Source organism: Pseudomonas sp. GW821-FHT02H06, from assembly GCF_059421525.1.
The window spans coordinates 245,560-269,336 of record NZ_JBWKVD010000006.1 but is presented as its reverse complement, the minus strand read 5'-3'; the positions used below and the strand labels follow the sequence as shown (position 1 = coordinate 269,336).

At 59.9% G+C, this 23,777-nt stretch carries 17 protein-coding genes; 4 read left to right on the top strand and 13 right to left on the bottom strand.

Going from position 1 to position 23,777, the window contains the following annotated elements; translation table 11 throughout:
* Nucleotides 1-230 precede the first annotated feature (230 nt).
* Complete coding sequence (locus AC07VF_RS13040) at nt 231-806, bottom strand: ANTAR domain-containing response regulator (protein ID WP_172612633.1); 576 nt, start codon at nt 804-806, stop codon at nt 231-233.
* A 12-nt stretch (nt 807-818) separates the two neighbouring features.
* Nucleotides 819-2,027, bottom strand: a complete 1,209-nt coding sequence (locus AC07VF_RS13035) for a CmpA/NrtA family ABC transporter substrate-binding protein (protein ID WP_495009582.1) — start codon at nt 2,025-2,027, stop codon at nt 819-821.
* 273 nt (nt 2,028-2,300) lie between these two features.
* On the opposite strand from AC07VF_RS13035, the gene AC07VF_RS13030 reads away from it, so the two are divergent.
* Complete coding sequence (locus tag AC07VF_RS13030) at nt 2,301-3,332, top strand: quinone-dependent dihydroorotate dehydrogenase (protein ID WP_495009583.1); 1,032 nt, start codon at nt 2,301-2,303, stop codon at nt 3,330-3,332.
* Between the two features lie 147 nt (nt 3,333-3,479).
* On the opposite strand, the gene rmf is transcribed toward AC07VF_RS13030, so the two are convergent.
* Nucleotides 3,480-3,695 (bottom strand): ribosome modulation factor, encoded by a 216-nt coding sequence (rmf, locus tag AC07VF_RS13025; protein ID WP_074887169.1) that lies wholly within the window; start codon nt 3,693-3,695, stop codon nt 3,480-3,482.
* A 571-nt stretch (nt 3,696-4,266) separates the two neighbouring features.
* Between rmf and rlmKL the strand changes: the two genes are divergently transcribed.
* On the top strand, nt 4,267-6,537 hold the full coding sequence (rlmKL, locus tag AC07VF_RS13020; protein ID WP_192172447.1) for a bifunctional 23S rRNA (guanine(2069)-N(7))-methyltransferase RlmK/23S rRNA (guanine(2445)-N(2))-methyltransferase RlmL: 2,271 nt from the start codon (nt 4,267-4,269) through the stop codon (nt 6,535-6,537).
* A gap of 103 nt (nt 6,538-6,640) precedes the next feature.
* On the opposite strand, the gene AC07VF_RS13015 is transcribed toward rlmKL, so the two are convergent.
* Entirely contained in the window at nt 6,641-7,033 is a 393-nt protein-coding gene (locus tag AC07VF_RS13015; RefSeq protein WP_423572464.1) for a RidA family protein, read from the bottom strand.
* A 283-nt stretch (nt 7,034-7,316) separates the two neighbouring features.
* Between AC07VF_RS13015 and AC07VF_RS13010 the strand changes: the two genes are divergently transcribed.
* On the top strand, nt 7,317-8,861 hold the full coding sequence (locus tag AC07VF_RS13010; protein ID WP_495009584.1) for an EAL domain-containing protein: 1,545 nt from the start codon (nt 7,317-7,319) through the stop codon (nt 8,859-8,861).
* Between the two features lie 97 nt (nt 8,862-8,958).
* On the opposite strand, the gene AC07VF_RS13005 is transcribed toward AC07VF_RS13010, so the two are convergent.
* The 8 genes from AC07VF_RS13005 to AC07VF_RS12970 all read right to left on the bottom strand — a co-directional run bounded on the left by AC07VF_RS13005 (nt 8,959) and on the right by AC07VF_RS12970 (nt 16,395).
* Nucleotides 8,959-9,225: a hypothetical protein gene (locus tag AC07VF_RS13005; protein ID WP_192172450.1), complete on the bottom strand. Its 267-nt coding sequence runs from the start codon at nt 9,223-9,225 to the stop codon at nt 8,959-8,961.
* Nucleotides 9,226-9,387: 162 nt separating this feature from the next.
* The gene (locus AC07VF_RS13000) at nt 9,388-9,810 is read right to left on the bottom strand and encodes a cupin domain-containing protein (RefSeq protein WP_346627759.1); all 423 of its coding nucleotides are present in this window, start codon (nt 9,808-9,810) and stop codon (nt 9,388-9,390) included.
* Nucleotides 9,811-10,013: 203 nt separating this feature from the next.
* A complete protein-coding gene (locus AC07VF_RS12995; RefSeq protein ID WP_192172452.1) occupies nt 10,014-10,328 on the bottom strand; it encodes a hypothetical protein in 315 nt (104 codons plus the stop codon).
* A 102-nt stretch (nt 10,329-10,430) separates the two neighbouring features.
* Nucleotides 10,431-11,861, bottom strand: a complete 1,431-nt coding sequence (locus AC07VF_RS12990) for a DUF2723 domain-containing protein (protein ID WP_495009585.1) — start codon at nt 11,859-11,861, stop codon at nt 10,431-10,433.
* Between the two features lie 37 nt (nt 11,862-11,898).
* Nucleotides 11,899-12,873 carry a lysylphosphatidylglycerol synthase transmembrane domain-containing protein gene (locus AC07VF_RS12985; protein WP_495009621.1) on the bottom strand — a complete coding sequence of 325 codons (975 nt, stop codon included), beginning with the start codon at nt 12,871-12,873 and terminating at the stop codon, nt 11,899-11,901.
* Nucleotides 12,874-12,881: 8 nt separating this feature from the next.
* Complete coding sequence (locus AC07VF_RS12980; protein ID WP_495009622.1) at nt 12,882-13,622, bottom strand: SDR family oxidoreductase; 741 nt, start codon at nt 13,620-13,622, stop codon at nt 12,882-12,884.
* An 8-nt stretch (nt 13,623-13,630) separates the two neighbouring features.
* Nucleotides 13,631-14,947, bottom strand: a complete 1,317-nt coding sequence (locus tag AC07VF_RS12975; protein ID WP_495009586.1) for an FAD-binding oxidoreductase — start codon at nt 14,945-14,947, stop codon at nt 13,631-13,633.
* Complete coding sequence (locus tag AC07VF_RS12970) at nt 14,944-16,395, bottom strand: UbiA family prenyltransferase (RefSeq protein ID WP_192172456.1); 1,452 nt, start codon at nt 16,393-16,395, stop codon at nt 14,944-14,946. The genes AC07VF_RS12975 and AC07VF_RS12970 overlap by 4 nt, the downstream gene beginning before the upstream one ends.
* A gap of 377 nt (nt 16,396-16,772) precedes the next feature.
* On the opposite strand from AC07VF_RS12970, the gene norR reads away from it, so the two are divergent.
* A complete protein-coding gene (gene norR, locus AC07VF_RS12965; RefSeq protein WP_495009587.1) occupies nt 16,773-18,329 on the top strand; it encodes a nitric oxide reductase transcriptional regulator NorR in 1,557 nt (518 codons plus the stop codon).
* An 890-nt stretch (nt 18,330-19,219) separates the two neighbouring features.
* Here the strand turns inward: norR and hyoA are convergent.
* The gene (gene hyoA / locus AC07VF_RS12960) at nt 19,220-23,605 is read right to left on the bottom strand and encodes an NACHT domain-containing antiphage protein HyoA (RefSeq protein WP_495009588.1); all 4,386 of its coding nucleotides are present in this window, start codon (nt 23,603-23,605) and stop codon (nt 19,220-19,222) included.
* Nucleotides 23,606-23,777 lie beyond the last annotated feature (172 nt).

The following is a 23,777-nucleotide window of genomic DNA, read 5'->3' as shown; positions in this document are numbered from 1 at the left end:
CCACCCGCCCCGATGTGTTCAGGGCAAAAACGAAAAAACGCCGCAGCCCTGTGCGCTTTCGCGAAGGGGTGCGACGTCTTTGTCGTGAGTGGGCAACCGCCGTTGGCTACCTGTGATGTGTAGCTAGCAATACATGGGCCAAATGTGCGCCGCGAGCTGCGGGCTGGAGAGACGGGCTGGATGAAACCGTCTGGATCGAACAAGCACGCGCGGCTCGGATAAGGAAAAGCTCAGCCCAGCAATTCACTCATGGCAATGATTTGTTCCGCCACCTGAATCAGTTTCTGCTGCCGGCTCATGGCCTGGCGTCGCATCAGGGTGTAGGCCTCTTCTTCGTTGCACTGCTTCATCTTCATCAACAACCCTTTGGCCGTTTCGATGCGCTTGCGTTCGGCCAGTTGCTGGTCGCGGGCATGCAGTTGCGCGCGCAGGTCCTGATCGCTTTCGAAGCGGGCCATGGCCACGTCCAGAATCGGCTGCAGGCGCTGCGCGTGAATGCCTTCGACGATGTAGGCGCTGACCCCGGACTTGATCGCCTGGCGCATCACGACCGGGTCGTGCTCGTCGGTGAACATCACGATGGGGCGCGGCAGATCGCGGGTCACCAGCACCACTTGCTCCAGCACATCACGGCCCGGCGATTCGGTGTCGATGAGGATCACGTCCGGGCGCACGGCCTGAACCCGGGCGGGCAGGTCGATGATCAGCCCGGATTCGTCGATCACCTCGAAGCCGGCCTCGGTCAGCGCCGCTTTCAGGCGACCGACCTTCTTGGGGGTGTCATTGATCAGCAGGATTCGCAGCATCTTGGCGTCTCCTCAGCGATCAGCATGAACGAGGGCGGCATCGGCCAGCGCGTGCAGCTTGAAGCTGCGGGCGTAACGCGCCGGGTCGCTGCCGTCCCAGATTTTGCCGTCGATCAACTGGCTGCTGCGCATCGGCGACGGCGGGACGGCGATGCCCAGTGCGTCGGCGGCCTTGCGGTACAGGCCGAGCTGCTGGACGCTGCGGGCGATGCCGAGATAATCCGGGTCTTCGCGCAGCAATCCCCAGCGGCGGAACTGGGTCATGAACCACATGCCGTCGGACAGCCAGGGCATGTTCACCTGACCGTCTCCATGGAAGCGGATCGCGTGGTGGTCGTGCCATCGGTTGCCGAGCCCGTCGTCGTACTCGCCCAGCAGCCGGGATACGATGGCGCCCACAGGTGCATTCACGTACTCGGCGGCGCTGAGCAGCTGCGCGGTGCTGCGCCGGTTGTCGGTGCTCTCTTCGATGAAACGGCTGGCTTCAAGCACCGCCATCACCAGCGCCCGCGCCGTGTTTGGGTACTGCTCGGCGAATTCCAGGCTGCACCCCAACACCTTTTCCGGGTGATCCGGCCAGATGGCCTGGGAGGTCGCCAGGGTGAAACCCAGGTTCTGCTGAACCGCGCTGGCACCCCACGGCTCACCGACGCAAAAGCCGTCGATGCGCCCGGCCTGCAAGTGCTCGACCATCTGCGGCGGTGGCACCACCACGCTGTCGACGTCGCGCAACGGATGAATGCCCTGGCTCGCGAGCCAGTAATACAGCCACAACGCATGATTGCCGGTGGGGAAGGTTTGGGCGAAGGTCAGTTTTGAGTCGCATTGGTGCGTGCGCCGATCGAGTGCCTCAGGAGTGGTCACGCCGGCATCCTGCAGCGCCCTCGACAGGTTGATGCTCTGGCCGTTCTGGTTCAGCCCCATCAGCACGGCCATGTTTTTTGCCGGCCCGGCCAGCCCCAGTTGCACGGCATAGACCAGACCGTAAAGGCTGTGGGCGGCGTGAAGTTCGCCGCTGACCAGTTTGTCGCGCAGGTTGGCCCACGATGTCTGGCGGTGCAGGTTGATGTGCAGGCCATAGGGCTGAGCGAAGCCCTGGGTCGCGGCGACGATCAGTGAGGCGCTGTCGGTCAGCGCCATGAAGCCGAGGTCGACACTGATCAGTTCCGGTGCATCGCTGCCGTTGACCCAGGCCAGCGAGGGGGTAAGCGTTTCAGTCATGGTTGCCATTCCGCGCGGAGGCCGACGCGCTGGTCAGCGCTGCCGATCGTCCAAAAAAAACGCCGCCTCGCCCCGATTGAACTGGGGCGCCAGCGACGTCGTTGTCCTGTGGCTCGCTCCGCCATTGGATCGAGTCGATACAGGACGCCAAGCAAGCCATATGCCAGCGGGAGCCGAGGTTGTAAGCAAAGTTCTCGACATGCCTCGCGCTTCGCCCGCACCGGCGTTTATAATCCGCCGCTGATCCCAGCCGCAATCGAGCCGCCCCCGCCCATGTATAACCTGGCCCGCCAGTTACTGTTCAAACTCTCCCCGGAAACCTCCCACGATCTGTCCATTGACCTGATCGGAGCGGGCGGGCGTCTGGGGCTCAACGGCCTGTTCAACAAGGCGCCGATGCAGTTGCCGGTGACCGTCATGGGCCTGCGCTTCCCCAACCCGGTCGGGCTGGCGGCAGGGCTGGACAAGAACGGCGCGGCCATCGACGGCTTCGCCCAACTGGGCTTCGGTTTCGTCGAGATCGGCACCGTCACGCCGCGCCCGCAGCCGGGCAATCCAAAACCGCGCGTATTCCGTCTGCCCCACGCCCAGGCGATCATCAACCGCATGGGCTTCAACAACCTGGGCGTCGACCATCTGGTGAGCCGGGTGCAGGCCGCGCAGTACAACGGCGTGCTGGGCATCAACATCGGCAAGAACGTCGACACGCCGGTCGAGCGCGCCGTGGATGACTACCTCATCTGCCTGGACAAGGTGTACGCCCACGCCAGTTACATCACCGTCAACGTCAGCTCGCCCAACACGCCGGGACTGCGCAGCCTGCAATTCGGCGATTCGCTCAAGCAACTGCTCGGAGCCCTGCGGGTGCGTCAGGAAGCGCTGACGCTGATCCACGGCAAGCGCGTGCCGCTGGCGATCAAGATTGCCCCGGACATGAGCGACGAAGAGACCGTGCTGGTGGCCAGCGCGTTACTGGAATCGGGGATGGACGCGGTGATCGCGACCAACACCACCCTCAGCCGCAAGGGCGTCGAGGGCTTGCCCCACGGTGACGAAGCGGGCGGGCTTTCGGGCGCGCCGGTGCGCGAGCAGAGCACGCACATCGTCAAGGTGCTGGCGGGTGAGTTGGGTGGGCGCTTGCCGATCATTGCCGCTGGCGGCATCACCGAAGGCAGGCACGCAGCCGAGAAGATCGCGGCGGGGGCGAGTCTGGTGCAGATTTATTCGGGCTTTATCTATAAAGGGCCGGCGCTGATTCGCGAGTCGGTGGACGCGATCGCAGCGATGACTCACCAAGCGGTCTGATCACTAACGGCGTAAACGAAAAGAGGGGTTCCGACTGGAACCCCTCTTGGGCTTTAGCCCGCCGCCCGGGTGGGGCGTGCGTGGTCATGATGAAGCGATCAGGAATGTCGAAGAAGCTTTAGGTCAGGCTGTAACGTGAGGGTGGCGTCAGCCGACCGCGTGAAGTTCGTTGAGTCTGTGAATGCCCGCAGTGCCGGTCATACCGTCCCAGTTGTCGCCGCGTCCTTCTCGCCAGCCATTGATCCAGGCTTGACGCACTGACGGTAGAGTAAATGGGCAAAGCTCACGGGATTTACCGGATACGCCGTACTGGTATCCGCGCGAAAATGCTCTTTCCATCGGATCACGCTTAAGTCTTCTCATAGGGTGTTGCCCTCGTTTGTTGACTGTAATGTCCCTGGAGACCTCAGGTTGAGGTCCGGCAGAAAATCCTCTGCCGTTAGCAGCCCGCTGCCGGCGTCGCGGGCTTGCGGCCACCGCCGTTGCGGCGATGACCTTGGGTGATTTCTAACCAATGAGGGATACGCTGTGAATGATCGTTTTGTCATAAGAACGTAACCATTCCGGCATTACGACCATAAGCGCTGACGCGTTTCAGCGCAGTTTTGTAAGAGCGCCCCCTTGAACCGGGGCTTTCACGTGGCAGTGCAAGTGTTTCGCAATTGAGAGTGCTGGCCGTTTGCGGTCAGTGGAAAAACGACGAAGGGTCGGCGATGTGACTTTTTATTGCAGCCACCGTCGTGCTGAATAGTGGTTTTTTAACATCAAAACGTCGGCGTTGATGCGTTGGCGGACCGTCGCACTCGAAATGTATCGGTGCGAGGGACAGGCACAAACTGTGTGCCGCGCAGGCGTCCTCCTTGAAAGGCGTCTGTTGGAATCGGGCCGGACAATGCGTTGTCCGGCCGCTATGGCCTTAGGCTCTGGAATACTCATGTCGGACCGTTACGAACTTTTCCTCACCTGCCCAAAAGGCCTCGAAGGCTTGCTGGCGGAGGAAGCCACCGCCCTCGGTCTCGAGGAAACCCGCGAACACACTTCCGCCATCCGCGGCACCGCCGACATGGAGACCGCCTACCGGCTGTGCTTGTGGTCGCGTCTGGCCAACCGGGTGCTGCTGGTGCTCAAGCGTTTCCCGATGAAAGATGCCGAGGACCTCTACCACGGCGTGCATGACATCGAGTGGGCTGACCATCTGGAAGCGGAAGGCACGCTGGCCGTTGAGTTCAGCGGTCACGGTTCGGGCATCGACAACACCCATTTCGGCGCCTTGAAGGTCAAGGACGGCATCGTTGACCGCCTGCGCACGGCAGACGGCGTACGCCCGTCGGTGGACAAGCTCAACCCGGATCTGCGCGTGCACCTGCGTCTGGACCGCGGCGAAGCGATTCTGTCCCTGGACCTCTCCGGCCACAGCCTGCACCAGCGCGGCTACCGTCTGCAGCAAGGCGCCGCGCCGCTCAAGGAAAACCTGGCCGCCGCGATCCTGATCCGTTCCGGCTGGCCGCGCATTGCCGCTGAAGGCGGCGCGCTGGCTGACCCAATGTGCGGCGTGGGGACTTTCCTGGTCGAAGCGGCGATGATTGCCGCCGACATCGCGCCCAACCTCAAGCGCGAGCGCTGGGGTTTCTCCGCCTGGCTGGGCCACGTGCCGGCGATCTGGCGCAAGCTGCATGACGAAGCGCTGGAGCGTGCGCAAGCGGGTCTGGCCAAGCCGCCGCTGTGGATTCGGGGTTACGAAGCCGATCCGCGTCTGATCCAGCCGGGCCGCAACAACGTCGAGCGCGCCGGCCTGAGCGAGTGGATCAAGATCTACCAGGGCGAAGTGGCGACCTTCGAGCCGCGTCCCGATCAGAACCAGACCGGTCTGGTCATCTGCAACCCGCCGTACGGCGAGCGTCTCGGTGACGAAGCCAGCCTGTTGTATCTCTACCAGAACCTCGGCGAGCGCCTGCGTCAGGCCTGCCTGAACTGGGAAGCGGCGGTGTTCACCGGTGCGCCTGACCTGGGCAAGCGCATGGGCATTCGCAGCCACAAGCAGTACGCGTTCTGGAACGGCGCACTGCCGTGCAAGCTGTTGTTGATCAAAGTGCTGCCGGATCAGTTCGTCACCGGCGAGCGTCGCACCCCAGAGCAACGTCAGGCCGAGCGTGAGCAAGCCGCCTACGATCAGGCGCCGGACGAGCCCCAAGAGCGCCAGTACAACAAGAATGGCAACCCGATCAAGCCGACGCCGGCCCCCGCGCCGGTCATCGAGCAACCGCGCCTGAGCGAAGGCGGGCAGATGTTCGCCAATCGCCTGCAGAAGAACGTCAAGGCGCTGAGCAAGTGGGTCAAGCGCGAAGGCATCGATTGCTACCGCGTCTACGATGCGGACATGCCCGAGTACGCCATGGCCATCGACCTGTACCACGACTGGGTCCATGTTCAGGAGTATGTGGCGCCGAAGTCCATTGATCCGGAAAAGGCTTCGATCCGTATGTTCGATGCGCTGGCGGCCATCCCTCAGGCGCTGGGCATCGACAAGAGCCGCGTGGTGGTGAAGCGGCGCGAACGCCAGAGCGGCACCAAGCAGTACGAGCGCCAGAGCGCCCAGGGCAAATTCAACGAGGTCAACGAAGGCGGCGTGAAGCTGCTGGTCAACCTCACGGATTACCTGGACACCGGCCTGTTCCTCGATCACCGGCCGATGCGCATGCGGATCCAGCGCGAAGCGGCGGGCAAGCGGTTCCTCAACCTCTACTGCTACACCGCGACCGCCAGCGTGCACGCAGCCAAGGGCGGCGCGCGCAGCACCACCAGTGTCGATCTGTCGAAAACCTACCTGGACTGGGCGCGTCGCAACCTGTCGCTGAACGGCTTCTCGGACAAGAATCGTCTGGAGCAGGGCGACGTGATGGTGTGGCTGGAAGCCAGTCGCGAAGAGTACGACCTGATCTTCATCGACCCGCCGACCTTCTCCAACTCCAAGCGCATGGAAGGCGTGTTCGACGTGCAGCGCGATCAGGTTCAACTGATCGACTTGGCCATGGCACGTCTGGCGCCGGGCGGCGTGCTGTATTTCTCCAATAACTTCCGCAAATTCCAGCTCGAAGAGACGCTGGTAGAGCGTTATGCGGTGGAGGAGATCACCCAGCACACCGTCGACCCGGACTTTGCACGCAACGGCAAAATCCACCGCGCGTGGAAGATCACCGCGCGCTGAGGGTGACTGGCAGGCTGAAGCGTCGGGATAACTGACGCATCAGCCTGGGTTTCCCGAAGCCGATGCGCCTGCGCGTCGCTCACACTGGCCACGCCGCTGATGATCAGCGCTGCACCGCCACGCACTTGATTTCCACCAGCAGGCCGGGGCGGGCCAGTTCGCTAACGCCGAGGCATGTCCATGGGCAGGCGCCGCGGGGGAAGACGCTGTCCTTCACTGCCCTGAACACGGGCATGTGATGGTGCAGATCAATGTGATAAGTCGTCAGGTCGACGACGTCTTCGAAGGTGCATCCTCCAGCGGCCAGCACGAGCCGCAGATTTTCCCACGCTGCCAGGAATTGCTGCTCCGGGTCTTCGATGACTGTCAGCTCAGGGGTGCGACCGACCTGACCGGCGCAGTAAAGCGTTTTGCCGACCTTGACGGCAGGGGCATAGCCCGCGCGCTCGGCGAGTAGACGCATTTCGTCCGGGACGATGAGTTGACGGTCGGTCATGGGGTGGGCACTTTGAGTTTCGTTGGAGGCGCACGCTATCCCAGGTGGTTGATGTCCGTCCAGAGCGGTGGTGGCCTCTCGGTTTTCGAGAGGTGATGTGTGGCTGGCCCGAACTTCAGCGTTTTTCCGTTTTGCATTGAGCGCCCGGAAAGAACGTCGGCGCAGAGTGTTCGGGTGGCAAAACCTTCCACGCCTACTTGCCCGGTAGTCCAGGATAAATCAAACTCCGAACGCCAGGTCATGATCATCGGTAAAGGATGAGTCCATTTTTTGAGGCAAGGGAATGCGTAAATCAAGAGTCGTCATAATAGCCACCCTGTCAGGGCTGATAGGGGCTGTTTTGCCCATGATAACCATGGCTTACATTTCTTGGGAAAGGGCCCTGGCCAAAGAACGAACGCATTTGGAGACCTACTCCGAGCGGGCTCTCAAAAATATTAGTTTGTCATTGCAGCAAGGACTCAACGTTATATCGGACATGGAGAACTGGTCCGGAACTCCGTGCTCTGCCGAGCATATTTCGTTGATGCGAAAAACAACGGTGAACACCCGTGCGGTGGAAGAAATTGATTATCTTGAGCAAGGGTCGCTTGCTTGTACCTCATGGGGAGTCACGTCGATACTGTCTGGATCGACGACGTCGACCTATACCGATGCGGGCGGCTATAAAATCAATGTTCGCCTCATCCCGCGTGACCATGGGATCCAGCCGATTACCATCATTCATCGTGGCGCCTACAACGTACTTATAAATGCAGAAAGGCTGAGCGACATCATTCTGGATGATCGAATGCAGCTCGGGGTTTTTTACCAAGGCCAGTTAGTGAATATCTCTCGGGGCGCGGATGAGAAGACGATTTCCCGACTTGCATCAAGTCAAGATCGAAATAATAAAGACTATCTCCATGCGGCTTCCACTCAGGACGACTGGTCCGCGCTTGTGATGGAGCCCATTACCAGCGTCGACACAAGCTTTTACAGCGAGCTGGCCTGGATGCTGCCGATTGGCATAGGTATCGGTTTCGTCGTCGTGCTATCCGTCATCCGAATCATGCGCATCAGACTCTCGCCGATGGCGGAGATGCAGATCGCTATCGCCCAGCGGGAGTTCACTGTTCACTATCAACCGATCATTGATCTTGAAACAGAACAATGTACAGGGGCCGAGGCGTTGGTCCGATGGCTGAGGCCGGACGGAACGGTTGTGGCCCCTGATCAGTTCATTCCGCTGGCTGAAGAAACAGGGCTGATTTTGCCCATCACTGACCAAGTCATCCAGGGCGTCGTCAGAGACATGGCGCAACTTCTGCGAGATAACCGTCATCTTCATGTCGCCATCAACATATGTGCAGATGATCTGAAATCCGGGCGTTTTCTTGACACGCTTGATCATGCATTGAAAGGCTCCATGATTGACAACAATCAAATATGGATAGAGGCAACTGAGCGAGGCTTCATTGATGTTGAATCGGCCGTTGCGACACTTGAAAGAGCTCGGGCGCTGGGGTTCAAGATTGCAATCGATGACTTTGGTACGGGGTACTCCAGTTTGCAATATCTGGAGCGCCTTCCTGTCAATGTGCTCAAGATAGATAAATCTTTCGTGGACGCCATCGATAAATCTTCAGCGTCCAGCTCGGTGGTGACGCATATTATTGCAATGGCTAAAACACTGGGTTTGGACATTGTTGCCGAGGGGGTCGAGAGCCCCCATCAAGCAGATTACCTGCGAACGCATAAGGTAGATTACGCTCAAGGTTGGCTGTACTCGAAAGCATTGCCCTCCCATGATTTTCTGAACTTCATCAATGCCCAAAAAAACCGCTAGGGCATCTCCGCGATTTCACACAGGTCGAGGACTGGACATTGCCAGAAGCGGGGCACCTTGGTGGTGCCCGCTAAGCTGAGTTTCTGCTCAACAGGGATTAATGCACCGCCCACGAACGGGGTGCCGGAGTGTGGCTGAATTTGGAGATGCCTTTGACCCAGAATCGTCGATGAGGATTCTGGTCCGGCGGCAGCAACGGCTGACTCGACCACTGGTGATGACGCTTGGCTTCATCGCGATACGCTTTCCACTCCATGGCCTCGGCAGTGTCCTGCGCGGCGCGTTCGTCATCGAACCAGCCCAAAACAGAAACTTCACCTTGATCGCGGCCATGCTCTACCAGCAGAAAAATGTTTGTGTACATACCTGTGCCTTTCACTGATCCGGTCCGACCCGACATTTCGGGCTCTACGAATAGCGTATCGACAGCGGCGGCGGAAAATTTAGCCCCGGGTTTCTCTGCCGGCTTTTGCGGTGTGACGCCCGGCGGTTTCCCGGCTAAAGCCGGTCCCACGGGACAGCAGCATCACTTCGGCAGGGGTGTGAGGATGTCGGCCTTGTCGTCCAGCAGAATGAACACCAGCAACTTCGCAGGCTGGGTGGCGCTGGCATTTCGCGATTCGTAGTGCTTGGAGCCAGCCGGCTCGTACCACGTCTGGCCCGCCTTATAGGTGTTCGCCTTGCCGTCGTTGACTCTCGAGATCACTTCGCCTTCCAGCACGTAAGCAATCGCGCTGCCGCTGTGGCTGTGGGCGATGGAGGCCTGGCCCGGCGTGTAATCGACGGTCAGGACCATAGCTTTTTTGCCCGGTGCATTGAGCATCGGGTGCTCTTCCAGCACGGTGACCTTTTCCTGCTCGGCATCGTGGGCCTGGACGCTCCCCGCGGACAGCAAGCCGGCGAAGGCCAGCCAGCAGAGCGGGGCGGTGAGGGGATTGAGGGGTTTCATGAGCGGATCATCCGGCAGCGATTGATGATCACTACGCTAAGCCCGCCGATGCAACGCGGCTACGTCCAATTGCCCAGAAGATCACGGGACCAATGGCTGATCCCCAGAAACGAAAAAAGGGCCGATCAGACTCGGCCCTTTATCGTATTCAGCGTCGCATTGGCGCAATCGCGCTCAAGGGCACACGGTCAGCACAACAGCGATTACTTGCTGCCGCTGGAGCCGCTTGCGCCACCGCCAGTACCGCCGCCGCTGCCGCCCATGCCGTTGCCGTTGGTCATGCCACCGCCATCAGCGTCGGTGCGGTTGGTGCCGTTGGTGCTGCCCATGCCTTTGGTGCCTGGGGTCGACGTGCCTGGCGAGCTGCCGTCGCTGCTCTGACCGCTGGTGGAGGTGCTTGGCTTAGGACCGTTCTTGTCGATCGGATCGGTTGGGCCTGTGGAACCTGCAAATGCGGAGCCAGTAGCAACAGCCATCAGGCCAGCGAGTGTCAGGGCAGTCAATTTTGTCTTGATCATGATGTGAATCCCTTTGTTGTCATGGATACCTATTGGTCAGTCGGGGAATGCAAGAGGTGCATTCGTCCCGACGAACGGTCATCCACGATCACTCAGGTTTGGCTATTTCGCGCGCAGCTCGTATCCCACCGCCAACGTCTGCAGATCAAAACGATCGGAAATGCTCGAGCAGTAGCTGGTCCGCGCCAGGAAGGCCCCGGGGCCGTTCAGATACGACTCGATGTCCTGCGCGCCTTCACACAGCGCGATTGTTCGACCCTTGAGCAATCCGCTGGCCTGCGCCGAGCGCAGCGCACCGTTGGGCGTCCAGTCGGCGACGATCAGCGCGCCTTCCGGAGCCGATTGTTCGTAACTGTGCACGAAGGTTTCCGCCGAGCGATCCCGCAGGTACGGCGCCATGAAGTAATGGATGTCGTCACGGAACGGCAGCGCTTCCTTGTGGGTCGGCAGCGCAACGGCCCCGCTGGCGTAAATCGCGTACACCGCCAGAATGGTCACCGGGCCGCTGAAGGGCAGGGCGTAAGCGACCACGGCGGCCTTGCGACGCGCCAGCCACGCCTGCACAAGGATCACGCCGATGATGCTCAACAGCACCGCACCCGGCAGGAAAAACGTGAAACGATCGGTGACGTTGTACGACACCGCAAAGATGAAGTTCAGCACCGCCGCGCACCACAGCAGTCGCAGGCGCCGGCTTCTGGGGAACAGCACCAGCGCCACCAGTTGCGGGCCAAGCAACGACAGCATCAGCAGCGCCACCGAGTTCTTTTCGTGCCACATGTCGTCGAAGCGAAACAGCGAGCCCTGCCAGCTTTGCTCGGTGGGGTTGTCGGGGATGCCGATCAGGTAACGATGGCCGATATCAATCAGGCTCAGGCCGTTCTGCATCTCCTGCAGAACACCGGGAATCGCCACCGCAAAGCCCAGCACAAACCCCGGAATCGTCACCAGAACCCGCGCCCTGTGCTGCCACACCAGTTGCACATACAGCGGGAATAACACGATGAACGTCAGTTGATGAATGGCCGCAGCCAGCCCGGTGAGGATGCCGATGACGAACAATGCGGTGAGCAGGCCCAGACGCGATTTATCGCGAAAATGCACCATGTACGCCAGGGTCACCAGCAGCGTGTGTAGCAGGTAAACCTCGGCCTTGGTCGAGACCCAGAACACGCAATGGCACAACACCGCAGCGGCAATCGCCAGCAAGGCCTGCTGCGACGTGGCGCCGACGCCCTTGGCCAGACGGAAGATCGCCCAGCCCAGCGGGATCAGCAGCATCGAGTTCATGAAACTCAGCACCAACGGGCCGAAATTCGCGAACAGCGCCGTGGTGACGAACAGGTACAGCGGGTGATCCAGCGGCCCGAGGGTGTCGCTGAAGTAGCGGCCCTCCGAGGCGTCGGCGATGAAGATGCCGTTGTCCATCCATTGGATGGGTCCGCTGGATGCCATAAAACTCCAGAGGACGGCGGCCACCGCCAGCAACAGGGGAATGCCAAACAACGCTCGATAACGTACTGCTGCCACCATGACTTGCACTCCTGTCCCTTAATCCCGTCGAAAAGCGTTATTGAATCGGTTGAGCCTGAGGCGCCGACGCCTCGCCTTTGAGCCTGACCAGCATCACCGCGCCGATGGCCACGGCGAACCACAGCGTCGCCAGCCGAATCAGCACGGTGGCGGCCACGGCGTCGGCGCTGTTCATGCCTTTCCACACCAGCAGCCCGACCATTACCGCCTCCGCGCCGCCGAGGCCGCCGGGCATGAAGCTCACTGCGCCGGCCAGCATTGCCAGGGCGTAGACGAACACCGCGAAGGTCAGCGGGATGTCGGCGCCCATCCATTTCAGAATCCAGTCGAACGCCAGCGCCTCGGCGCTCCAGGCGACGAGGCTGAGGGCGGTCAGGCCGAGCATCAGGCGCAGGCGATGGCATTGCTGCGCATGCACCAGCACCTGCAGCAGATGGCGCAGCAGCCCGAGCACCTTGCCGCCACCGGCCGGCACTGTTTCGGTGATCCGCTCAAGCAGGCGACGTTGCGACAGCACCACCAGCCCGACCGCCACCAGCGCCACGCCGACCACGATCATCGGCCACGCCTGGGGGTACAGCGACAGGCCGAACAGGGTCAGCAACACCACCGCAAACAGGTCCGAAAGCCGTTCGCTGAAAAACGCCGCGAAGCTCTGCGGGTAGGGCACGCCCCAGCGTTTCAGCAGCACGCCGCGCAAGGCTTCACCGGCCTTACCCGGCGTGGTGGTCAGGGCAAAGCCGGCCAGGTAAATGTTCAGGCTCGGCCGCCACCGCATCGGATGGCCGAGCACCTTCAGGTAGGTCTGCCAGCGGACAAAGCGCAGGCCATAATTCACAGACGACATGAGCAGCGCGATGCCGATGCCGACCAATCCGACCTCACTCACCGCGGCGCCCACCGCCTGCCAGCCGCCCCACAGCGAAAAGCCCAGATACCCCAGCGCCGAACCGACCACCGACAGCACCACCGCGCGGTAGCGCCAGCCAGACAGGTGCGAAGGCTCTGTCACGGCTTCGCTCATAGATTCAGCCTCTTGAACACCGGCTGCGGAATCGAACGAATGACCAGCATGATCAGCGCCCAGAAACCCGGTGCGTACAGCGTCGGCACTTTGTTGGCGATGCCCTTGACGATGCGCTGGGCAACCTGCGCCGGTTGCGCCAGCAAGGCTGCCGGCAACGACAGGCCCTGGGTCATCGGCGTGTCGACGAAGCCCGGCTTGATGGTCGTGACGTGGACGCCGACCTTGAACAGCCGCGCCTGCAAGCCTTCGCAGTAGGTCGAGACCGCCGCCTTGGCGCTGCCGTAGAGGTAATTGGAAGGGCGGCCTCGGTCAGCCGCCACCGAAGAAATGATCGCCAGGCTGCCGCAGCGCTGGGTTTCGAACTGCATCGCCAGCACGGTCAGCAGGGCGATCACCGAGGTGCAGTTATTGGCAAATTCCTTCAGGGCCATGTGCACGTCGCGCTCGCAGGCCTTCTGGTCCGGCAGCGTGCCGTGGGCGATCAGGGCGATGTCGATCTGACCCAGGGCGGTCAGGCAGCGCCCCATCATCAGCGGGTGCGCCTCGATGTCGTTGGCGTCCATCTCGTGCAGCGTGACGTGGGTCGCCCCGCGCGCCTTGAGGTCATCGGCGGTCTGCTGCAGCTTCTCGACGTTGCGCGCCACAAGGAAAAAATCGCTGCCCTCTGTTGCCCACAACCGCGCGCAGGCACTGGCGATGGCGGAGGTGGCGCCGATGATCAGGACTTTCTTCACGGCAGTTTTCATAGGATCACACGGCTCCAGAAACGGGACATCAAAGAGGGATCGCGCAGCGCTTCCAGCTGCTCCCAGGCGGGGTAGGCACGACGGAAATCGGCGCCACTCATGTGGGCGTCCTTGGCCGGGTACAACCGCCCGCCGGCAGCGCGAACAATGTCGTCCAGACGTGGGAACAGAACGTTTTCCAGCGCCTCGCTCTGGGCAAAATCCAGCGCCAGCGAAGTGCCCTCCAGCGGGAATGACAGCAGACCCGGCGAAGCAATGTCGCCACAGCGCTTGAGCACGGCGAGGAACGAACCCTGGCCGGCGTCGGCGATGGCGCGCAGCAGTTCGCCCATGGCCGCTTCGGCGTTCGCCGCAGGCACCACACACTGGTATTGCTGAAACCCCCGGCGGCCATAAATACGGTTCCAGTGCAGGATCCCGTCGAGGGGGTAGAAGAAGGGTTCGTAAGCGCTGCGGCCCTGCTTGCGCTGGCAGGGGTGCAGGCGCCAGTAGAGGCTGTTGAAGGCGCTGAGGGAGATTTTGTTGATCAGCGACACCGGCGGCGTCAGCGGCACGCTGAGCTTCTTGCGCTGACCGACGTCGAGGGAGCCGTACTGCGCGTGATCACCAACGATGAACACCCCGCGTCCGGTCTCGGCGCCCTTGGCCAGGCAGTCCACCCAGGCAACGCTGTACTCATGACGCGCGTCGAGCTCGGTCGACAGCGCAAAAAACTCGGCCAGATTGGCGAAGCGCACGGTGGTGGTGTCGATCTGGCTGGCGCGGATCGGCATCAGCTGAATCCGCGCCCAGTGAATGACCCCGGTCAGGCCGAGGCCACCGATGCTCGCGGCGAACAGGTCGGGGTGGGCATCAGGCGAGCAGATCACTTCCGGCTCGCCATGGCGCAACAGGCCGAAGCCCAGCACATGACGGCCGAAGGTGCCGCGCACGTGATGGTTCTTGCCGTGAACGTCATTGGCGATGGCGCCGCCCAGCGTGGCGAACTGAGTCCCGGGCGTCACCGGCAAAAACCAGCCTTGAGGGATGGCCACGGCCAGCACTTCCGCCAGGGTGATGCCGGCTTCGGCCTTGATCACGCCGGTGGTCCAGTCGGCGTCGATCAGCCGGTCGAGCGAGCGCATGTGCAGCACTTCGTCGCTGGTGGCCAGGCAACTGTCGCCGTAGCTGCGGCCGTTGCCGTAGGGCAGGCTGCTACGATGGGCGCCGATCACGCGGTCCATCTGCGCCGGCAGTTCGTCCAGCCACACGCAGCCGTGACCGCGTTGCGGTCGATGGGGGAAACGTCCCCAGGAATACAACGGTGCGCTCATGCGGCGATCCAGAACATCATCAGAAATGCGGCGCCGATGAGTTGGCTGGTGCGGTCACGGATGGCGAACACCACCGGGTCTTCGTTCATCTGCCCGCGATGGGTCAGCATCCACACCCGCGTCACCCAAAACAGCAGCAGCGGGCAGGCCAGCCAGATGATGTGCGGCGTGACGTACAGCTCGGTGGTTTTCGCGTCCTGGATGTACAGCGCCAGCACCATCACCGCGAGGTAACCCGACGACGCCCCCAGCGAGGCGATCATGTCCAGGTCGCCGGGGTGGTAACCGCGCCCGCGGGCCAGGGTATTCACCTCCCGGGCGCGGGCATCGCGCAGCTCGGCGTAGCGCTTGACCATCGCCAGGCTGAGGAAGATGAACATCGAAAACGCGAGGATCCAGAACGTCAGGGTCAGGCTGAACGCCGCGACGCCGGCAATGATCCGCGCGGTGTAGAGCATCGCCAGGGCAATCACGTCCCAGGCCATCAGGCGTTTGAGCCTCAGCGAATACGTCAGCGTCAGGCCGTAGTAGGCCGCCATCACTGCCGAGAACTGCCAGGGCAGGAGCAACAGCGCGGCGCCAAAGGCCAGCGCCAGCAGCGTCGGCACCATCACCAGCCCGGTCTTGATCGACAGACGCCCACTGGCGAACGGCCGGTTGCATTTGCTCTTGTGGTGGCGGTCGTCGCACAGGTCCAGCAGGTCGTTCAGGATGTAGACGCTGGAAGCGCACAGGCCGAAGCAGAGGAAGGCGATGACCCCGTCGCGCATCAGCTCGAATTGCGCCAGGCGATGGGACGCCAGCAGCGGCACGAAGATCAGCGCGTTCTTCAGCCACTGGTGAAGGCGCAGGGCCCTGCGCCAGTCGCGCAGGCTTGGCGTGTTGCTATGAATGGTCGGTTCGACGCGCACTTGCGCGTTTACTTTTGCTTCCACACCGCGATCGGGGTTGACCACATAGGCGTGGCGGGACACATCCCATATGGGCAAATCATCTTTCGAGTTGCCGACGTAATCGAAACCGCCCTCGCCGAAGTGCGCAACTAACAGGTCGCGCTTGTTGTTGCCGGACAAGTTGCGGTTGGTATTGGAGGCCAGCACCAGATCAAATAACTGCAGATGTTCGGCGATGCGCTCGGCCAGGCTTACATGACTCGCCGTCGCCAGCACCACCATCCGGCCGGTGTCGCGTTCGCGCTGGATCATCTCGAGGATCTGCGGATCGTACGGGAGCACTGATACGTCTATTTCGGAGTTGAGGGCCAGGCCTTCCTTGAGCGCGGCCTTGCTTTTGAACAGCCACCCCAGCATTTTCAGGGCTTTCAGCGGCTGGCCTCGAACAAACGCCATGGCCGTTTCCATGAGCAGATCCGAGCGCAATAACGTGCCGTCGAGATCAACTACCAACGGTGGGGAAGTTTCGAGAACTCGTCCCTGAATTCTGGCCATAGTGAGTGCTCCTGTAGGGTCACAGGACTATAAACAAAATAGGATTTTCACAACTTCATTTAAATTAAAGGGGCTCGCCCGGCACGTCGGCGAAGTGGCGTCAGAATAAAATGGCGTGTTTTTGAGGGAAGTCTGCGGGATTGTTTCTTATTAATAAGTCGAGCGCTGCCGGGGAATTGGCGACCAACTAATGACTTCTCGAGAGTGACGGTTTAGTGCCGTATTCAATTCGTCGATTCTCGTCTGTCTGGGTTCAGCGTGCTCCCAGTGGCAGCGCCAGAGCCTGACCCGGGAACGGCGCTGTCGTTTCGACTCACATCGCAGTCATAATGACTCGGCCCTTGCACCCCTTTCCCATGCCATGACCGGGAGCTTCCATGACCCATCCTTTGCTGCTGGCGCTGATTCCGCTGGTTGCCGACCTGTCCCGGGACCTGCCGGACGATGAGCGCTACCGCCGGTTGCTGCGGTCGCTGCGCCAGCTTTTTCCGTGTGACGCCGTGGCGTTGCTCAAGCGGGAGGATGAGGTGCTGGTGCCTTTGTCCGTCGAGGGCTTGAGCCCGGACACACTGGGACGACGATTTCGGCTGGGGGAGCACCCGCGGCTGGACATCATTCTGCAAAACCGCGAACCCAAGCGTTTTTCCACCGACTGCGATCTGCCGGACCCTTATGACGGGCTGGTCGAAGGCGTGCATGGCGATCTGGAGGTGCACGATTGCCTGGGCTGCCCGCTCTACGTGCAGAACACGCTGTGGGGGGTGATCACGCTGGATTCTGTTGATCCGGCGCGCTTTGGCCGGGTTGATCTGGGCGATCTCCAGGCGTTCGCCAGCCTGGCGGCGGCCACCGTGATGGCCAGCGAGCGGATCAGCCAACTGGCGCGCGGGTTTGAGGATCAACGCCACTTGGCCGAGGTGTACAAACGTGCCGCAGGCGGACGCGGGCCCCGGGAGCTGATCGGGCAAAGCCCGGTGCACAAACGTTTGCAGCAGGAAATCCAGTTGGTGGGCAACAGCCCGCTGACGGTCTTGATCACCGGCGAAACAGGTGTGGGCAAAGAGCTGGTCGCTGAGGCCATTCACCTGCAGTCACCCCGGGCACGAAAGCCGCTAATCAGCCTTAACTGCGCCGCGCTGCCGGAGCTGTTGGTGGAAAGCGAGTTGTTCGGTCACGTCAAAGGGGCGTTTTCCGGCGCGGTCAGTGGGCGCAGCGGCAAGTTCGAGCTGGCCCACGGCGGTTCGTTGTTCCTCGATGAGGTGGGCGAGCTGCCGCTGCCGGTGCAGTCGAAGTTGCTGCGGGTGTTGCAGAGCGGCCAGTTGCAGCGGGTAGGGTCCGATCAGGAGCATCGCGTGGACGTGCGCATCATTGCCGCGACCAACCGTGATCTGGCGGAAGAGGTGCGGGCCGGTCGCTTCCGCGCGGATCTCTATCACCGCCTGAGCGTTTACCCGCTGGTGGTGCCGCCGTTGCGCGAACGGGGTCGCGATGTGTTGCTGCTGGCGGGGTATTTTCTGGAGGAGAACCGGGCGCGGATGGGGCTGCGCAGTTTGCGCATGAGCCCGGCGGCGCAGGCGGTGCTGTTGGCGTATCCGTGGCCGGGGAACGTGCGGGAGCTGGAGCATCTGATCAGCCGCGCGGTGCTCAAGGCGCTGTCGGGGCACGGCGAGCGGCCGCGGATTCTGACGATCGAAGCGGAGGTGTTGGGGCTTGATGAGTTGCGGGTGGCGGCACCTGCTTTGGCGCAGGTGCACGGCGCCATGCCGGTGATTCAGCCGGGGGAGGGGTTGAAGGAGGCAGTGGACGGGTTTCAGAAGTGGTTGATTGGTGAGGCGCTGGAGCGGCATCAGGGGAAATGGGCGGACGTGGCGCGGGAGTTGGGTGTTGATCGGGCTAACCTCAGTCGCCTGTCCCGGCGACTGGGGATTCGGTAGGTTTTTTCGGATCAAGATCCTTAGGATCAAGAGCGTCTGCCTGGGGGCAGACTGTTTCGCCTTCGGCGAGTTACTTGATAAAGCCCCAAGTAACCAAGGGCTTGTGCTCCTGGTTGGGCCCTTCCTTCGTCAGGGTTCCTTCACTCCGGTCTCGCTCCGTGGGCCCGCGCCGAACGGACATCCATGTCCTGACGGCGCTCTCGCCGCATCCATGCGGCTCGGCCCACTCCGCGAGACCTGCGTTCAGCCTGCACCCAAGTCGCGATTGGCGGCGTCTGAGCTTCTTGTGCATGAAGATCAAAAGCATGGAGCAGATCAAAAGCTTCCCGGCTGAAGCCGGTCCTACAGTCGAGGTCGCCGCCACTTTTACTGAATACACGCGCTGCTGTTTAGTGGGACCGGCTTCAGCCGGGAAGACGCCAGCCCGGGCGCCAACAATTTTGATGACTACACCCCCTACCTGTGGGAGCGAGCTTGCTCGCGAATGCTTTATCAAAAACACCAGATATCCGGTGGATGTACCGATCCCTTCGTGAGCAAGCTCACTCCCACAAGTCCCCGGGCTTGATCTGCTCCTGATCTGCTTTCTGATCGTTCCCACGCGGAGCGGGGGAACGATCAAGCAGATCCCACTGAATGCACGCGGTGTCCTGTAGGACCGGCTTCAGCCGGGAAGCGTTTGATCTGCCTATGATCTTCAGACGCAAAAAATCCGGTCACCGCCAATCGCGACTTGGGCGCAGGCTGAGTGTCGTTGGAGATCCCGTATCCGCTGCTGCTTAGCATCCACTCCAGCTGTTGTTCAATTCCACTAAATCTTCCGCGTTCTGACATAGGTGCTGAGTCAGTCTGCCAGCAAGTGAGATGTTGCTCCATCAGCGCCTTCCATCCTATGAGTTAGGCTTGGATGGTCGAGGTTTTCTCACTGCTACCTTGTCAATCTTTGCCCGGCGTTGGAGTGACGCTGTCTTCACATCTACGCCTCGTTTAGTGAGATCGATCCCGATAACCCTAATGCCATTTACGTTAGGAAATTGGTGAGCGAAGTCCATCCAGGCCTTCTGAAGAGCATCCTCAAGGTCGTCGAAGGGAAGCCGCTGGTTGTTGGGTAATACCGTCCAAGACTTTCTGGATCGGGTACCTTGGTACACGAGGAGAAAGACACCGTAGCTCGAACGCCGATCACGCATGTAGTCGCCACACAGCTGATTTTCCAAGCGCTCTTGTAGCTGAGCCCCCGACCAGTTATCAGCTAGTTTGAGCTCTACGGGTATCTGACCGTCGAACGTGTGCCCGTGGATTCGCAGGTCAGTCCGTTTCGCGTCTGACAACTCCTCTTCTTGAGGGGTGGAGTAGCGATTTCGAGCGCGGTCTCTTAGCCACCCGCCTATATAATTTCGGATTTCGGTTTCTTGATCCGATTTTTGGAGGATGGTCGCATTACTCGTGTCGCTCTCTTCGAGATCATGTTTCAGATCGAGCAATCGGTCGACGGCCAGCTCCCACAGCTCTCGATCATTGTTTGGAGTTCGTTCCAGGCAGCTGTGGAATTCCAACAGCTGTGCTATTGACCATGGAACGGCGTCAGCATCAAGGGTGGCTTTGTCTTTAGCCTGTCTTGCAATCCACTGTCGGGCACTCGGCACTAGGTGGTTCTGTGAAATATGCATCAGGGCGAGGAAGGCGTCTTTGCCAGGTGTCTCTCGGATAAAAGAAAGCAGGGCGTTGCGGGCGTCCTGAGCGGCGTCTCTCTCCCCGGGCGAATAAACTCCTGAGTTCGCACGATTAATGTCTTCTTCCTCTCTGATGTAGCGCTGCATGAGCAGGAACAGGTCGCTCATGATTGGGACAGTTCTGAATCCTTGACGCGCGCAGCGTTTCTCAAACCTACCTCCGACGAGAGTGGTGATAAAGTTCGTCGAAAAGCTGGTTTGCTCCTGAGCAGAGGTCATTGCGGCTAGGTGGGCCGAAACAGCCGCCAGGCCCGGACGCGGCGCGACCCCCACCCACGTTGCGAACCACACAGCTGCATACACGCTTTCAGCACCGGATCGAGCTTTTCGAGCAGCCAGTGAGGCCAGCTCAGAATCACCGAGCGGTGATCCCTGGACAATACTCAGCAGTTGTCTGAGCTGAGAGATGTTGCGGTCTTTCTTGCACATGTAGGGAATAATCAATGGAGCTAACGCTGGCCACAGCCATTCTCCACTCCAGCTCACGTCGTATAAGACATAGCTATTTTCTGCTCCTTCTGCCGGCTTGTTGAGCTCGTAATCAATTTCGTTCAGCATGATCTCGATTACAGAATCGGGATGAGATGCGTAAAGCGAGGGCAGCCAGCTCGGAAAGCCATTCAATTCATGCATGGCGTAGCGCGTAGCCAACTTCGCTTCGCCGTCGGAAAGGCCCACTAGGGTCTGTGGTTCCTGTGACTCAATCAACAGACCAATCAACCCGAATATAACCGCGTATGGGGTCGTGTTTAGAGGGGCTCCTTCGGAGCGTAATTGGGGCGTATAGTGCCTCCAAAAATTGATTGCGCCATCACGGAATGCCAGAGCAACGTCTTGGCCGAATTCAGGTATCAGGCCTTCCCAGTTGGCGTCGCTCCAGTGGGTTTGGGTATTCGAGTTTTGTCGCATTTGATTCAACAGATAGAGCTGCCCATTTGTAATCTGTCCGAGAACATGCGGGTTGCGGAGCGACTCTATGTTTGATCTCAATCTGCTTTTCCAGCCGGTTGCCTGCACTTCACGCCGACTCTTCACCCGCTCAGCCTTTTTCTTCCATGCTGACTCTTGTTGAAGGAATTTCGCCATTTCATCTTCGGGAGGGTTCAAGTAGTTACTGAGCATTGTTTCGAGGGCTGGATCACCCGCTTTAACGCGCTGTAGTTCCTTGAGCCAACTCCCTGGCCTATCTGCTGCTTGGTAAAGAGTCCACGCCGCGGAAAGCCCTACAAGCCTATCGTGTGGCAATGGACGAGAAATTATGTCGTCACAGATGGTGGAAAACCCGATTGCTTGCAAGCTCCACAAACAGCCGAAAATGCCCACCTGATGAAAATTCACAAGGCCATCGTTGCGGCCGTTCACGTTCCGAATCCTGCACTCGTGAACATCGTGCCAAAACAACGCATGGTTAAGCGCGGGCCAATCGGCGATGTCGCTTCGAAGGGAATGCACCAGAGGCTGGATATCGTGTTCGTTTGATTTGTCCGCTGCTGGAATCATCCTGAGGAGAGAAAGCATCTCGGGTGCCAGGCATTGCTCGGCACGCGCCAGAACCATCTGAGAAATCGCACTAGTCGCCGGTTGGATCAGCCATTCATACCGTATTGAAATTTGGGCTAGGTATGTGTCATCAACTGGAGGTGTTTTTAGTAACGTGTAGTAGCCCTCGGCTAGAGCTCCAACAAGATGAGAAGGCCATCCCTTTACATGACTCACCAGCACGCGACCAAGACTGTCGGGGTGATATTGCTCCACGGGTGCGACACGTTCGGCGGCTGCCAATAGCCATGTCACGGAAGGTTCGTTTGCTGGTAGCCCACCGATCAGTTCAGCAAGCCAGGTGCGATCCAGCTCAGGAGACTCTTCGAGAAACCTGTTGCGGACTTCCTCCAAGTCAAGCTTCGCGTCCAGAGCTTCCAGTGCGGAGATCGCGGCCAGTCGAGTGTGCTTGTCCCGAGATTTACATGCGAAGCTCTTGACCTGGGCCAAGCATCCTGCAATTTCTCCCTGCCAGACCATAATCAGCAGAAACCAGCTTACTGTCTCGTAGTCGCGGTATTGTTCGAGCAACGCATTTATCTCGTCGGCGAGATCTGCGCTGGCGAATCTTCGCGCCGACGTCGAGTCAATCAATGAGCGATTGCCTGAGTCAGCCACGAGCTCGGCACATACTTGCCGCAAGATTTCGATCCTCACGTCTTTGTGTAGCAGGCTCGGATCCCCTCCTTCAAACACTACTTCCGGAGCTAGGCGGCGCACTCGCTCAAGGAGTTGAGTATCCATGACAGCGAGCCAGCTCAGTACTGGCCGCATCGTTGGAATGACCACTTCAATGTCGTACTGGTTACGGAAGAAAAGGCTTTCGACTCGCAGTCGTGAGGTGTCATTCATGATCAGTTGGTGCAGCCATTCTGCTGTCAAATACTCCCGTACTGATCGGTGGTGAAAGCGTACCGCTCCGTAGATATCTGGTTCGAAGATGGGCCTGCTCAGCAGCTTTTTGACGTCTTTGGATGTCCAGTCTGGCAGAACGTAAGCTGCCTGGATTCCTTTGATTTGAATCTCTATGTCTGGCAGGGCGATAGACGAGCGTTGTCCCAAGGTTGCGGCAGCTGCTAGCAGGCGAGCCCCTTTTCTCAGCTGATCAGGCGTTATCGGAAGCAGGTCATCGCGGTTTGAATCATGCTCCCTCAGCCTACGGTCGATGCTGTTTTGCATCAGCTCGGAGCTTGACCCAATGCGCCCGCAAGCTTTCCAAAACTCGATCAGTTCTGTCAGATCAATGGGCCGGGTAGTCAGTCTCCATGCTTCCTTTCGCGCCACAGCATCTTTGAAGGCCTTAATGTTATTGACGTTTTTTGCCTGCAAAAACTGGTCAATCTGGTCACCGTGCAGGTCGTCCAGGGCTACTATCTTGAAAACACTGGAAGAGCCGAGCGAGTCGGTGGGGCGCTCTGTGGCTGATTCCCCTTTTTCGTCAACACCTGTACCTTCTTCAGGAGCCCGATGAGCCGACGGGGAGGGGAACAGCGTTTCACAGAGAATCAGGTCCGTTTTCACGCGCCATGCTGTTGCACGGCCAGTGATGACAATGTGAACTGTCGGAAGAGCGTTTTTGAGCTGTTTTGCAATAGCCCTTATGGCGCGCTCAAAATCCCGCGGGTCGTGCAGCTTAGCTTCATCTACTGAGTCGAGGAATAGCCAGCCTTGCTTTCCGCTCTCAACCCAGTCGGTAAACTCTTCATAACATCCTTCATCGAACGCCTCCTCCATATCCGGGCGGACATTCTCTATTCGCATGAAGAAAGCATGCTTGCCCTCAGCACGAAGGGTCTTGGTGATGTGACGGATTTCAGCGGTTTTTCCTGAGCCTGCTTCGGATAGCAAAATGACTCGGTGCTCGTTCAGCAGCTCTGGCCAGCGAAGCTTTCCCGTATCAGAAAACCAGTGAGAAATGTCCGACTCGTCCGAATCTTTGGCTTTCACCTCAATCTTATGAAAAGTGCGAGCAATAGGGATGTGTTCGTCTGCGAGTCCGCTCATGAAAAAGCCTGCTTCGTCCTTTGAATTTTTGGCAATAGGCGCCGACAGTTGGTCTGGGCGTAGAGCATGCACGAATGGCAGGCCTCTGCGTAGTGGGGCGCCAGAGCAGCTATTGGCGCTCTCGCATTACTTTCTCTCAAACAGCCAACCCCAGAATCATTAGGCCACATTA

Coding starts and splice junctions, on each gene's coding strand:
- AC07VF_RS13040 (WP_172612633.1), bottom strand. CDS start 806: ATGCTGCGAATCCTGCTGATCAATGACACCCCCAAGAAGGTCGGTCGC.
- AC07VF_RS13035 (WP_495009582.1), bottom strand. CDS start 2,027: ATGACTGAAACGCTTACCCCCTCGCTGGCCTGGGTCAACGGCAGCGAT.
- AC07VF_RS13030 (WP_495009583.1), top strand. CDS start 2,301: ATGTATAACCTGGCCCGCCAGTTACTGTTCAAACTCTCCCCGGAAACC.
- rmf (WP_074887169.1), bottom strand. CDS start 3,695: ATGAGAAGACTTAAGCGTGATCCGATGGAAAGAGCATTTTCGCGCGGA.
- rlmKL (WP_192172447.1), top strand. CDS start 4,267: ATGTCGGACCGTTACGAACTTTTCCTCACCTGCCCAAAAGGCCTCGAA.
- AC07VF_RS13015 (WP_423572464.1), bottom strand. CDS start 7,033: ATGACCGACCGTCAACTCATCGTCCCGGACGAAATGCGTCTACTCGCC.
- AC07VF_RS13010 (WP_495009584.1), top strand. CDS start 7,317: ATGCGTAAATCAAGAGTCGTCATAATAGCCACCCTGTCAGGGCTGATA.
- AC07VF_RS13005 (WP_192172450.1), bottom strand. CDS start 9,225: ATGTACACAAACATTTTTCTGCTGGTAGAGCATGGCCGCGATCAAGGT.
- AC07VF_RS13000 (WP_346627759.1), bottom strand. CDS start 9,810: ATGAAACCCCTCAATCCCCTCACCGCCCCGCTCTGCTGGCTGGCCTTC.
- AC07VF_RS12995 (WP_192172452.1), bottom strand. CDS start 10,328: ATGATCAAGACAAAATTGACTGCCCTGACACTCGCTGGCCTGATGGCT.
- AC07VF_RS12990 (WP_495009585.1), bottom strand. CDS start 11,861: ATGGTGGCAGCAGTACGTTATCGAGCGTTGTTTGGCATTCCCCTGTTG.
- AC07VF_RS12975 (WP_495009586.1), bottom strand. CDS start 14,947: ATGAGCGCACCGTTGTATTCCTGGGGACGTTTCCCCCATCGACCGCAA.
- AC07VF_RS12970 (WP_192172456.1), bottom strand. CDS start 16,395: ATGGCCAGAATTCAGGGACGAGTTCTCGAAACTTCCCCACCGTTGGTA.
- norR (WP_495009587.1), top strand. CDS start 16,773: ATGACCCATCCTTTGCTGCTGGCGCTGATTCCGCTGGTTGCCGACCTG.
- hyoA (WP_495009588.1), bottom strand. CDS start 23,605: ATGAGCGGACTCGCAGACGAACACATCCCTATTGCTCGCACTTTTCAT.